The organism is Citrobacter amalonaticus, assembly GCF_018252635.1.
Lineage (GTDB): Bacteria > Pseudomonadota > Gammaproteobacteria > Enterobacterales > Enterobacteriaceae > Citrobacter_A > Citrobacter_A amalonaticus_E.
In genome coordinates this window covers 788821-801049 of the sequence record NZ_JAGTXM010000002.1, presented here as the reverse complement: position 1 = coordinate 801049, position 12229 = coordinate 788821, and the positions used below count along the sequence as shown (strand labels likewise).

Annotated in this window: 11 protein-coding genes; 1 reads left to right on the top strand and 10 read right to left on the bottom strand. The window is 54.4% G+C overall.

From position 1 onward, the window contains the following. The 3 genes from holA to leuS are packed head-to-tail and all read right to left on the bottom strand — an operon-like array spanning nt 1 to nt 4219. The gene (gene holA, locus KE671_RS08290; protein WP_206162511.1) at nt 1-1032 is read right to left on the bottom strand and encodes a DNA polymerase III subunit delta; all 1032 of its coding nucleotides are present in this window, start codon (nt 1030-1032) and stop codon (nt 1-3) included. Beyond that, the gene (gene lptE / locus KE671_RS08285; RefSeq protein ID WP_206162510.1) at nt 1029-1622 is read right to left on the bottom strand and encodes an LPS assembly lipoprotein LptE; all 594 of its coding nucleotides are present in this window, start codon (nt 1620-1622) and stop codon (nt 1029-1031) included. Before lptE ends, holA begins: the two co-directional genes overlap by 4 nt. A gap of 14 nt (nt 1623-1636) precedes the next feature. Further along, complete coding sequence (leuS, locus tag KE671_RS08280; RefSeq protein ID WP_206162509.1) at nt 1637-4219, bottom strand: leucine--tRNA ligase; 2583 nt, start codon at nt 4217-4219, stop codon at nt 1637-1639. A 235-nt stretch (nt 4220-4454) separates the two neighbouring features. On the opposite strand from leuS, the gene KE671_RS08275 reads away from it, so the two are divergent. Then, entirely contained in the window at nt 4455-4937 is a 483-nt protein-coding gene (locus KE671_RS08275) for a zinc ribbon-containing protein (protein ID WP_206162508.1), read from the top strand. Between the two features lie 88 nt (nt 4938-5025). Here KE671_RS08275 and rihA read toward each other — a convergent pair whose 3' ends face one another. From rihA to corC, 7 genes are all read right to left on the bottom strand, one after another. Next, entirely contained in the window at nt 5026-5961 is a 936-nt protein-coding gene (gene rihA, locus KE671_RS08270) for a pyrimidine-specific ribonucleoside hydrolase RihA (RefSeq protein ID WP_206162507.1), read from the bottom strand. 116 nt (nt 5962-6077) lie between these two features. Continuing rightward, on the bottom strand, nt 6078-6803 hold the full coding sequence (gene gltL, locus KE671_RS08265) for an amino acid ABC transporter ATP-binding protein (protein WP_206162506.1): 726 nt from the start codon (nt 6801-6803) through the stop codon (nt 6078-6080). Beyond that, entirely contained in the window at nt 6803-7477 is a 675-nt protein-coding gene (gene gltK, locus KE671_RS08260; protein ID WP_152405492.1) for a glutamate/aspartate ABC transporter permease GltK, read from the bottom strand. The genes gltL and gltK overlap by 1 nt, the downstream gene beginning before the upstream one ends. Beyond that, nucleotides 7477-8217 carry a glutamate/aspartate ABC transporter permease GltJ gene (gltJ, locus tag KE671_RS08255; protein WP_042320690.1) on the bottom strand — a complete coding sequence of 247 codons (741 nt, stop codon included), beginning with the start codon at nt 8215-8217 and terminating at the stop codon, nt 7477-7479. Before gltJ ends, gltK begins: the two co-directional genes overlap by 1 nt. A gap of 163 nt (nt 8218-8380) precedes the next feature. Then, on the bottom strand, nt 8381-9289 hold the full coding sequence (locus tag KE671_RS08250; protein ID WP_206162505.1) for an amino acid ABC transporter substrate-binding protein: 909 nt from the start codon (nt 9287-9289) through the stop codon (nt 8381-8383). 416 nt (nt 9290-9705) lie between these two features. Further along, nucleotides 9706-11244 carry an apolipoprotein N-acyltransferase gene (lnt, locus tag KE671_RS08245; RefSeq protein WP_206162504.1) on the bottom strand — a complete coding sequence of 513 codons (1539 nt, stop codon included), beginning with the start codon at nt 11242-11244 and terminating at the stop codon, nt 9706-9708. Nucleotides 11245-11267: 23 nt separating this feature from the next. After that, nucleotides 11268-12146, bottom strand: coding sequence for a CNNM family magnesium/cobalt transport protein CorC (gene corC / locus KE671_RS08240; RefSeq protein WP_192477918.1), 879 nt, complete (start codon nt 12144-12146; stop codon nt 11268-11270). Between the last annotated feature and the right edge of the window lie 83 nt (nt 12147-12229).

The following is a 12229-nucleotide window of genomic DNA, read 5'->3' as shown; positions in this document are numbered from 1 at the left end:
TCAGCCATCAATAAAAACTTCAGCCAGCGCTTTGTGGCAAATCAGCAGTGAGAGCCCTTCAAGCTCCGCCCAGACCGACTGACCATAGTCCTGCTTCAGCGTTATTTCCGTACGGGTCAGTAATTGTACTGCCTGCCGCAATTGCGTCGGGCTAAGTCTGTTCAGCGCGTCACCGATCATGCCCCGACGGTTCTGCCAGACGCGATGCTTATCAAAAAGCGTGCGCAACGGGGTATGGGCCGACTGGCGTTTCAGCGTAACCAGCAGCAACAGTTCACGTTGCAGGGTACGCAGCAAAATAACCGGTTCGCTACCTTCAAGACGTAACTGCTGAAGAATGTGCAGTGCGCGCTTACTTTTGCCCATGACCAGCGCATCCACCCAATGGAAGGGGGTGAAGTGGGCAGCGTCATTAACGGCCTGCTCGACGCGAGGCAGGGTGAGCTTACCGTCGGGCCACAACAAGGACAAACGTTCCAGCGCCTGCGCCAGTGCCAGCAGGTTACCTTCATAGCAATAGCACAATAGTTGATTCGCTGCGTCGTCCAGTTGCAGATTATTTTGCTTTGCGCGCGCCGCTACCCAACGCGGAAGCTGTGCCTGTTCCGGCGTCTGACAACTGACCTGTACGGCCCGGTCGGCCAGCGCGCTAAACCAGGTCGCGTTTTCCTGCGCCTTAGTGAGCTTGTTTCCGCGCACGATTAGCAGCAGATCGTCATGCAGCAGTTGAACCAGTGTCGCCAGTTGTTCATTAATCGCGGCATTCGGACCATTTTCGGGCAGCAACAACAATAGCGTCTGACGGCTGGCAAACAGACTCATCGCCTGGCATTGCGAGAACAATGCGTTCCAGTCAGTATTGTTGTCGACAGTAAACGTGTGGTGTTCGTCGAACCCCTGAGTTGCCGCAACCTGACGGATGGCATCCTGGCTTTCCTGCAACAGCAGCGGGTCGTTTCCGAGTAGCAGATACGCCGCGCGCAACCCTTCAGAGAGTTGCGCGCGGAGTTGTTCAGGGTACAACCGAATCATCCGTTACCCAGCGTGCTGGAGACACGCGTTGGAGTGGACGCGGGGGCCGCTGCTTTATCGTCAACGGCAACTTCTTCTTGCGATGAGAGACGATCCGCAGCATGTACGCTTGGCAGCTTACGAATCAGCTGTTCCGCCGCTCTGTCGTACATCTCTTTGATGATCATATCCTGCTCGTTATCTTTCGCCAGCGCCATCTGCGGGTTGTCGAAGAACGAACGGAATACCCGGACGCTGATAGGATAAATATCGTGACCAGGAATCAATACTGACGCATTCACCGTCATAATCATCTGATATTCCGCGGTCTGCCCATTCTGGAAGACAGACGCGGTATCTTTCGAAATACTGACCCGGCCCAGACGCAGCGACGGTACGTCTTTACGCAGCGAACTCTTATCCAGTAGCTCAATGTCATTCAGACGCAGTTGGTTACGCACCGCACGGCTTAACGGACCATTCGGATCCCCCGTGTCCAGAATCATGGTTTTCATGGTGTCCGGAACCTGCGTGGTATTGCGCAGGTGCCAGCCACATCCGGCGGTGGTTAACACCGCCAGAGATAACAACAATGTTGCCAGATATCGCACGCTTCCTCCCGCGCTTAGCCAACGACCAGATTGAGGAGTTTACCCGGTACGTAAATCACTTTACGCACGGTAACGCCATCAAGATATTTAGCGACCAGATGTTCCTGGCCCGCACGTTCACGAACCTGTTCTTCTGTCGCATTCACCGGAACGGTGATTTTGCCACGCACCTTGCCGTTAACCTGGACGACAACTAGCGTGGAGTCTTCGACCATTGCGGCGTCGTCCGCGACCGGCCACGGCGCGTTGTCGATGTCGCCTTCGCCTTTCAGCGCCTGCCACAGCGTAAAGCAGACGTGCGGGGTGAACGGGTTGAGCATACGCACAACGGCCAGCAACGCTTCCTGCATCAGCGCGCGATCCTGCTCGTCATCCTGTGGGGCTTTGGCCAGCTTGTTCATCAGCTCCATCACGGCGGCAATCGCGGTGTTGAAGGTCTGACGGCGGCCGATATCATCGGTTACTTTAGCGATCGTTTTATGTACATCGCGACGTAGCGCTTTCTGATCTTCTGTCAGCGCGTCAACGCTCAGCGGCGCAACGTCGCCACGGGACGTGTGTTCGTATACCAGCTTCCAGACGCGTTTCAGGAAGCGGTTAGCGCCTTCCACGCCGGATTCCTGCCATTCCAGCGTCATGTCTGCCGGAGAGGCGAACATCATGAACAGACGCACGGTATCTGCGCCATAACGTTCAACCATCACCTGCGGGTCGATACCGTTGTTTTTCGACTTAGACATTTTGCTCATGCCGGTATACACCAGCTCATGGCCCGCCGCGTCTTTCGCCTTCACGATGCGGCCTTTCTCGTCGCGCTCAACGATCGCATCTACCGGGGAAACCCAGTTACGTTCGCCGTTCTCGCCCACATAGTAGAACGCATCTGCCAGTACCATCCCCTGACACAGCAGCTGTTTAGCCGGTTCGTCAGAGTTCACCATGCCGGCATCGCGCATCAGTTTGTGGAAGAAACGGAAGTAGAGCAGGTGCATGATGGCGTGTTCGATACCGCCAATGTAAATATCAACCGGCAGCCAGTAGTTAGCGGCTTTGGAATCCAGCATCCCTTCCTGATATTGCGGGCAGGTGTAGCGCGCATAGTACCAGGATGACTCCATAAAGGTGTCGAAGGTGTCGGTTTCGCGCAGTGCAGGCTGGCCGTTAACGGTGGTTTTCGCCCACTCAGGATCGGCTTTGATAGGGCTGGTAATGCCATCCATTACGACGTCTTCCGGCAGGATCACCGGCAATTGATCTTCCGGCGTTGGCAGCACGGTGCCGTCTTCCAGCGTCACCATCGGGATCGGTGCGCCCCAGTAACGCTGACGGGAAACGCCCCAGTCGCGCAGACGGTAGTTGATCTTACGCTCGCCTACGCCCAGAGCCGTCAGCTTGTCAGCAATGGCATTGAAACCGTCTTCGAAGCTCAGACCGCTGAATTCACCGGAGTTAAACAGTGTGCCTTTATCCGTCAGCGCCTGTTCGGAAAGATCCGGCTCAGAACCGTCAGCTGCCAGGATAACCGGTTTAATGGTTAAGCCGTATTTGGTGGCAAATTCGTAGTCGCGCTGATCGTGACCCGGTACGGCCATGACCGCGCCGGTGCCGTATTCCATCAGCACAAAGTTAGCTGCCCACACCGGGATCGCTTCACCGGTCAGCGGGTGAACCGCTTTAAAGCCGGTATCGACGCCTTTCTTTTCCATGGTCGCCATGTCGGCTTCGGCCACTTTGGTGTTACGGCATTCGTCGATAAAGGCTGCCAGTTCAGGGTTGTTCTCTGCGGCTTTCTGCGCCAGCGGGTGACCAGCGGCAACCGCCAGGTAGGTGGCCCCCATAAAGGTGTCCGGGCGGGTCGTGTAGACGGTCAGCGTGTTGTCATAATCGTTCACGTTGAAGGTGATTTCTACACCTTCAGAACGGCCAATCCAGTTGCGCTGCATCGTTTTCACGGTGTCAGGCCAGTGATCCAGTTTATCCAGATCGTTGAGCAGTTCATCGGCATAGGCGGTAATTTTAATAAACCACTGCGGGATCTCTTTACGCTCAACTTTGGTGTCGCAGCGCCAGCAGCAACCGTCGATAACCTGTTCATTTGCCAGTACAGTCTGATCGTTCGGGCACCAGTTGACTGCCGAGGTCTTCTTGTAGACCAGACCTTTTTTGTACAGTTCGGTGAAGAATTTCTGCTCCCAGCGATAGTATTCCGGGGTGCAGGTCGCCAGTTCACGGCTCCAGTCATAGCCAAAGCCCAGCATTTTAAGCTGGTTCTTCATGTAGGCGATGTTGTCGTAGGTCCATGGTGCCGGCGCAGTGTTGTTTTTCACTGCCGCGCCTTCCGCAGGCAGGCCGAAGGCGTCCCAGCCGATAGGCTGCAGCACGTTTTTGCCCAGCATGCGCTGATAACGGGCGATCACATCACCGATCGTGTAGTTACGTACGTGGCCCATGTGTAGTCGACCAGAAGGATAGGGAAGCATAGACAGGCAGTAATACTTCTCTTTGCTCTCGTCTTCGGTAACTTCAAATGTGCGCTTCTCATCCCAGTGAAGCTGTACTTTGGATTCTATCTCTTCCGGGCGGTATTGCTCTTGCATGGCAGCCAGTGGTCCTGTTTTCAATACAGCTACAAACGTAGCTTTCGATGTGGTGTTTCAGATCCGCATAGCATAGCCCAAACGCCCGCGTCAAAACAGCCTTTCGCGCATTCAGGTTCGAATTCACGCAACGGTAATCCTTGCACGAATTTACACACTCTGTGGACAGTCTTGCAAAGCGCGACCGAAATAACGTCTATTATTATAGACAGTTAACGACCCAGGAGGCGAAACGATGAACAAGGTTGCTCAATACTACCGTGAACTGGTGACGTCATTAAGTGAACGTCTGCGCAATGGCGAGCGTGACATCGATGCGCTGGTGGAACAGGCGCGTCAGCAGGTTTTGCAGGCAGGGGAGTTAACGCGAACCGAAGTGGACGAGCTGACGCGCGCCGTCAGACGCGACCTGGAAGAGTTCGCCATCAGCTATGAGGAGAGTCTGGAAGAGGAGTCCGACAGCGTCTTTATGCGGGTGATCAAAGAGAGCCTGTGGCAGGAACTGGCGGATATCACGGACAAAACGCAGCTCGAATGGCGCGAAGTTTTTCAGGACCTCAGTCATCATGGGGTATATCACAGCGGCGAAGTGGTAGGGCTGGGGAATCTGGTCTGCGAGAAGTGTCATTTCCACTTAGCGGTGTATACGCCGGACGTACTGCCATTGTGCCCGAAATGCGGACACGATCAGTTCCAGCGACGACCCTTCGAGCCGTGATAAAGAACATGGGATATTGACGTAACTTATCAGGCCTACGGTGACTAATGACGTAGGCCGGATAAGCGTCAGCGCCATCCGGCATTGATCACGCGTAAAACGTCAGGCGTTCTGCCAGTAGATCCACAAATCCCTGACGATCCACATCCACCATCACGGTGGCATTCGGTTTATTCCCCGTCAGGAAGTAATAATCCACTACGGTCATCCCCTGCGTGTATTTCCCCTGCGTTTCCACACCAACCCAACGTTCAACCGTGGTAAACAGTTCGGGTTTCAATAGCCAGGCGATAGTGCACGGGTCGTGTAGCGGCGCACCGGTGAATCCCCATTTCTCGTCTTTATGATACTCGAGGAAGAAATCGAGTAGTTCAGCCACGATAGTGGAAACCGGGTTACCAATGGCGCGGAAGCGTTCGGTATCGTCGACATGAATTTGCGCTTTATGCGTGACGTCCAGACCGGCCATCACCACCGGAATCCCCGACTGGAAGACGATTTCTGCGGCTTCCGGGTCGACATAGATATTGAATTCGGCGGCAGGCGTCCAGTTGCCCAACCCCATTGCGCCGCCCATGATCACGATACGGGCGATTTTGCTATGCAGTTCAGGATGGCCATTCAGCAACAGCGCGACGTTGGTTTGCGGTCCGGTTGAGACAAGGGTAACGGGCTCTGAACTCTCACGCAGCGTCTTTGCCATCAGCTCAACGGCGGTACATGGCTGCGGCGCAAAGCCCGGTTCCGGCAGAGCCGGGCCATCCAGTCCGCTTTCACCGTGGACGTTATCAGCAATGATCAGCTCACGCATCAAGGGCTTTATCGCGCCGCCCGCCACTGGAATGTCTGTGCGGTTCAATAGCGTTAACATCCGCAATACATTGCGCAGCGTTTTATCGGGCGTCTGGTTGCCTGCGGATGAGGTGATGGCTTTAACGTCAAGTTCCGGTGAGGCGAGGGCGAGAACCAGTGCGATAGCGTCATCATGACCCGGGTCGCAATCTATGATTATTGGCAGTGCCATTGTTGCTCCTTATGAGTGCTACTTTGTGGCAAGGGTAACGCCGGGGTGAAAATGATTCGAGGAGCGAGGCAAGAAAGCGTGAGGTGGCGCGCACTCTGACATGCGCGCCGGAAAGATTAATGCAGGATTTTGGCGAGAAAATCTTTTGCGCGTTCGGATTTCGGGTTAGCGAAAAACGCCTCTTTCGGCGAGTCCTCAACGATTTTCCCTTCGTCCATAAAGATCACCCGATTCGCCACTTTGCGGGCAAAGCCCATTTCATGGGTCACCACCATCATGGTCATCCCTTCATTGGCCAGCTCAACCATTACATCGAGAACTTCGTTGATCATCTCCGGATCGAGCGCGGAAGTGGGTTCATCGAACAGCATGGCGATAGGATCCATACACAGCGCGCGGGCAATCGCCACACGCTGCTGCTGGCCGCCGGAAAGCTGCGCAGGATACTTATTGGCATGTGCGGCAAGGCCCACGCGTTCCAGTAACTTCTGCGCTTTTTCGCGTGCCGGGGCTTTATCACGCTTAAGCACTTTTACCTGCGCCAGGGTCAGGTTTTCGATAATCGACAGATGCGGGAACAACTCAAAGTGCTGGAACACCATCCCGACGCGTGAACGTAGCTTCGCCAGATCGGTTTTCTTGTCGTTGACCATAATGCCGTTGACGGTGATTTCACCTTTTTGCACAGGCTCCAGGCCGTTAACGGTTTTGATAAGCGTTGACTTTCCGGAACCTGATGGGCCGCAGACCACCACCACTTCGCCTTTTTTCACTTCCGTGGAGCAGTCGGTCAGCACCTGAAAGTGACCATACCATTTAGAAACATTTTTCAGGGTAATCATTAAACTGTCCTTTTCTTCAAATAGCTGACCAACAACGACGCGCTCAGGCTGATAACAAAGTAGACGGCGCCGGCAAACAGGATCATTTCGACCTGTGTACCGTCACGTTCGCCAATCGTAGACGCGGTGCGGAAGAAATCCGCGAGGCTTAAAACGTACACCAGGGAGGTATCCTGGAACAGGACAATACCCTGCGTCAGCAGCAGCGGCACCATCGCGCGAAACGCCTGCGGCAAAATGATGAGCTTCATTGACTGCCAGTGGGTCATCCCCAGCGCCAGCGCCGCACTTGACTGTCCGCGGGAAATACTCTGGATACCCGCACGGATAATTTCGGAGTAATAGGCGGCTTCAAACATCGAAAACGCGACCATCGCCGAAATCAGACGAATATCGGTCTTCGGCGACAGACCCAGTACGTCCTGCAATAGCCCTGGCACAATCAGATAGAACCACAGCAGTACCATCACCAGCGGGATGGAACGAAAGACGTTAACGTACGCTTTAGCAAACCAGGCGACAGGCGCGAAGCTGGAAAGGCGCATGACCGCAAGCAACGTTCCCCAGACAATACCGATGACCACCGCTGTCAGAGTAATCTTCAGCGTGATGAGCAGGCCGTCCAGCAGATACGGCAGTGAAGGGACAATAGAACTCCAGTCGAATTCGTACATTATTTGCCTCCCAGATTGCCAGGCAGGCGGATTTTACGTTCCACCAGACTCATCACCAGCATGATGAAGGCATTAATCAACACGTACGCCAGGGTAATGGCGGTAAACGATTCCCAGGCATGTGCCGAGTAATCCAGCAGCTTACCGGCCTGTGCGGCCATATCGACCAGACCGATAGTAGAGGCGATGGCGGAGTTTTTTACCAGGTTCATCATCTCAGAGGTCATCGGCGGCACGATCACGCGATAGGCGTTAGGCAACAGCACGTAGCGGTAGGCCTGCGGCAGGGTCAGACCCATCGCCAGCGCCGCGTTTTTTTGACCGCGCGGCAGTGACTGAATGGCGGCACGAACCTGTTCGCAGACGCGCGCCGCGGTGAACAATCCCAGACAGAGCATGGAAGAGAGAAAGAATTGAATGTTAGGATCCAGTTCCGCCTTAAACCACATGCCAAGATCTTCTGGCAGCAGTTCAGGTACCACCAGATACCAGGTGAAGAACTGGACAATCAACGGTACGTTACGGAACAGTTCCACATAAAGGGTGCCGATCCCGGAAAGGAAGCGATTCGGGACTGTACGTAAAATGCCAAACAAAGAACCGACCAGGAAGGCAATGATCCAGGCGGTGATGGATAGTGCGACGGTGACCTGGAAACCGCTCCAGAGCCAGCCGAGATAGGTGGTGTTGCCGAATGGGGCTTGTTGTAAAAAAATGCCCCAGTTCCAGTCTATTGACATACATCTACTCCGAAAAAATAAGGGTAGCAGCGCTACCCTCGAAGATTGTTATCCAGCGTATTTCGGTTTTCAGGCCTGATGGGGAACGACCATCAGGCATATAGTCTGTCCGTGCTGCATAGCAATCGAGAGGGCAAGGAGTCCCCGCCCCATTTCGTTCTAGTTAGTTAAGTGCTTTATCATTCGGTTCTTTGAACAGCGCTTGCATTTCGTCCGACAGTTCGAAGTTCATGTTCAGGTTTTTCGGTGGGATCGGATTTTTGAACCACTTATCAAACCATTTCGCGGCTTCACCGGAGGTCTGCGCCTGAGCGATGGTGTCATCCATCAGCTTTTTGAACTCAGGATCGTTCTTACGCAGCATGCAGCCGTAAGCTTCCTGAGACTGTGGTTTGCCGACGATTTCCCAGTTATCCGGTTTCTTCGCCTTGGCGCGCTCACCGGCCAGCAGGGCATCATCCATCATAAAGGCAACGGCGCGACCACTTTCCAGGGTACGGAAAGAGTCACCGTGGTCTTTAGCGCTGATGATACGCATATCCATTTTTTGCTCGTCGTTCAGTTTGTGCAGCAGAATTTCAGAGGTGGTGCCTGAGGTCACCACCACCGCTTTGCCTTTCAGATCGCCGAAGTCTTTAATGTCGCCGCCTTTTTTCGCCAGCAGACGTGTGCCGACGACAAAGATGGTGTCAGAGAAAGCAGCCTGTTTCTGGCGCTCAAGGTTGTTGGTGGTGGAACCGCACTCAAAGTCGAAAGTGCCGTTTTGCAGCAGCGGGATACGGTTCTGAGAGGTAATTGGGATCAGCTTAACCTGCAGATCGGGTTTGTTCAGCTTCTTCTTCACGGCTTCAACGATGGCGTTGGAGTAATCCTGAGAATAACCCACCACTTTCTGCTGATTGTCGTAATAAGAGAACGGCACGGAGGATTCACGGTGACCGACGACGATAACGCCATTCTTGGCGATCTTGTCGAGCGTGCTGCCTGCGGCAGGTGCGGCGTCTTCCGCGTGTACCAGACCGGCTGACAGTCCCATAACCAGCATTGCTGTGGCTAGCTTACGTAATTGCATATCCAACTCCTTATCGTCTGCGCCGTCGACGCAGTGATACCTATTGTGAGTGTCTGTGTTGTTATCACCTGCAACTTAAGCGTGCAGTGTTTTACCTGTTTGTTAACATTTAGTCTGGCTTAATGTAAAGATTTTGCTGCGTTATTGTTTATTTTTGCGAAGTGCGCCGCACCGTTTAGAGGCAAAAATCTCTCATTGCACCGTTTCGGTGCTACCGGTGAACTGCTTTAGTGCGACTTAGTTGCGCTGAACGCCAAAAACAGGTTTGCCTTGTTTACCAAAGCAATGTGCGTGCCAGAATGGTTTTCGGGGGGGGATGTAGGCCTGATAAGCGTAGCGCCATCAGGCACGATGTGGCACACCCGCCGGATGGCGGCGTACCGCCTTATCCGGCCTATATTTGAGGGTGCACTGTGTTATCTGCGACGTTGACGCAAACTCATTAACACGGCGGCAAAACCGAACAGTGCGGTAAGGAGCCACAGTGGCCAGTTGCCGGTTCGGGCGTAGGGCGTTAAGCCCGTGGTTGGCGTCACATCGGCGGTCAACACCTGGCGCGTAAATTGCGGGATCATCGCCTGGATCTCGCCTTGCGGGCCAATCACCGCCGTAATACCGTTGTTAGTACTGCGCAGCAGCGGCCGCGCCAGTTCAAGCGATCGCATCCGCGCCATCTGGAAATGCTGCCACGGACCAATCGACTTACCAAACCACGCATCGTTGGAGATGGTCAGCAGATAGTCCGTATCCGGACGGAAGTTATCGCGCACCTGTTCGCCGAGGATGATCTCGTAGCAAATCGCGGCGGTCAGCGCTAAACCGTGCGCATGCAGTTGCGGCTGAACATACGGTCCACGACTGAACGAGGACATCGGCAGGTCAAAGAATGGCGCTAAGGGGCGCAGAATGGATTCCAGCGGTACGAACTCGCCAAACGGCACCAGATGGTTTTTGTTGTAGCGATTGGTGGAGTCATAGCGGTAAGGATTGTCTTTCCCCAGCGTGATGATGGTGTTGTAGGTGTCGTAGCGGTTCTGCTTGTTCAGTCGCGCATCGACAATACCGGTGATCAGCGAGCTGTTCTTCGAACGCAGCAGATCGTCCATCATCTCCAGAAAACGCTGCTGGTTGATTTCCAGATCCGGAATGGCGGATTCCGGCCAGATAATCAGCTGCGATTTCCCCATCTCAGGCTGCGTCGCATCCAGGTAGATCTTGAGCGTATTAACCAACTGGCCTTCATCCCATTTCAACGACTGCGGGATATCGCCCTGAACCATCGACACACGGGTGGTTCTTGCTGGCTCCAGCGTAAACCACTGGATGTAGCGGAGCGGGAAAGGGAGCGCGAAAAGGACGATGGCGACCACCAGCGGACGCCAGTTGCGGGTCACCAGGGCGAGGACCAGCAGGCCGCTGACCATCATCAGCAGGAAGTTAATGGCTTCAACACCCATTACCGGCGCCAGCCCTTTCAGCGGGCCGTCGATCTGGCTGTAGCCAAACTGCAGCCAGGGAAATCCGGTCAGCACCCAGCCTCGCAGGAATTCGGTGAGCTGCCAGACCACCGGCGCGGCAATGGCGACCCGCAGCCAGTTGGTTTTCGGCCACAGACGCGCAAGTACGCCGGCAAATAGCCCGGTATACAGCGAAAGATAGGCCGCAAGCAGCACAACAAGGAAGACGTTGACCGGACCAGGCATCCCGCCAAACTGCGCGATGCTGACGTAAACCCAGTTGATCCCCGTTCCGAAGAGTCCTAGTCCCCAGAAATAACCGATAGCGGCCGACTGACGCGGGCGACGATTGAGGGTTAATGCCTGCAAACCCATCAGCGACACAATCGCAGCGGGCCAGAGGTCATAAGGAGAAAAAGCCAGCGTACCGCAGGCACCGAATAATAACGCCAGCAGCAGGCGAATGCGCTGGCGTTCAATTAATGAGGCAAAAGCCATTGAGTTCTTCTTCCCGTTCGGTTTTATTCGTCCAGTTTTGGCTGGGGAGAGTCATCCGGAATTCTGACGTGAACCTGAATAATACGACGGCTGTCGGCCATGGCCACTTTGAACTGGTAACCATCGATATCAATGGTTTCACCCCGTGCGGGCAGGTGACCAAACGCCTGCATCACCAGACCCCCAATGGTATCGACCTCTTCGTCGCTAAAGCTGGTGCCGAAGGCGTCATTGAAGTCTTCGATCGGCGCGAGCGCGCGAATAGTCCAGGTATGTCGGCTGAGCTGGCGGAAGTCGATATCATCTTCTTCGTCGTACTCATCTTCGATTTCACCAACAATCAGTTCGAGGATGTCTTCAATGGTTACCAGACCGGAGACACCGCCGAATTCGTCGATGACGATAGCCATATGGTAACGCTGAGAGCGAAACTCTTTGAGCATACGGTCAACGCGTTTGCTCTCCGGGACGACAACGGCCTGGCGTAACACTTTCTCCATGCTGAAGGCATCGGCATCGCTGCGCATAAACGGCAGCAAATCCTTGGCCATCAGAATCCCTTCAATGTGATCTTTGTCTTCGCTGATCACCGGAAAACGCGAGTGGGCGGACTCGATAATGACATCAAGGCATTCGTCCAGCGTCTGGTTGCGTTTCAGGGTAATCATCTGGGAGCGGGGAATCATGATGTCGCGAACGCGCTGGTCCGCAATGTCCATCACCCCTTCGAGCATGTCGCGCGTATCCTCATCGATAAGCTCGTTTTGCCCGGAATCACGGATCAGCGCCAGCAGTTCATCACGGTTTTTCGGTTCACCGTGGAAAAGTTGGCTCAGTAACAGGGAAAAAAATCCCTTCTTGCTGCTTAACGTGTCACTACTGTGTGAATTGTCGTCGCTCATGGCGTCGTATGGGTTCTCTTGTTAGTTAATGGAGCGCTCGTCCTGCGCAAACTCAGCAGTTGACGGCATGGTCTGCCTGATGA

Bases quoted from the DNA above. Each gene is read 5' to 3' on its own strand.
- holA (WP_206162511.1), bottom strand. From the start codon at position 1,032: ATGATTCGGTTGTACCCTGAACAACTCCGCGCGCAACTCTCTGAAGGG.
- leuS (WP_206162509.1), bottom strand. From the start codon at position 4,219: ATGCAAGAGCAATACCGCCCGGAAGAGATAGAATCCAAAGTACAGCTT.
- KE671_RS08275 (WP_206162508.1), top strand. From the start codon at position 4,455: ATGAACAAGGTTGCTCAATACTACCGTGAACTGGTGACGTCATTAAGT.
- rihA (WP_206162507.1), bottom strand. From the start codon at position 5,961: ATGGCACTGCCAATAATCATAGATTGCGACCCGGGTCATGATGACGCT.
- gltL (WP_206162506.1), bottom strand. From the start codon at position 6,803: ATGATTACCCTGAAAAATGTTTCTAAATGGTATGGTCACTTTCAGGTG.
- gltK (WP_152405492.1), bottom strand. From the start codon at position 7,477: ATGTACGAATTCGACTGGAGTTCTATTGTCCCTTCACTGCCGTATCTG.
- gltJ (WP_042320690.1), bottom strand. From the start codon at position 8,217: ATGTCAATAGACTGGAACTGGGGCATTTTTTTACAACAAGCCCCATTC.
- KE671_RS08250 (WP_206162505.1), bottom strand. From the start codon at position 9,289: ATGCAATTACGTAAGCTAGCCACAGCAATGCTGGTTATGGGACTGTCA.
- lnt (WP_206162504.1), bottom strand. From the start codon at position 11,244: ATGGCTTTTGCCTCATTAATTGAACGCCAGCGCATTCGCCTGCTGCTG.
- corC (WP_192477918.1), bottom strand. From the start codon at position 12,146: ATGAGCGACGACAATTCACACAGTAGTGACACGTTAAGCAGCAAGAAG.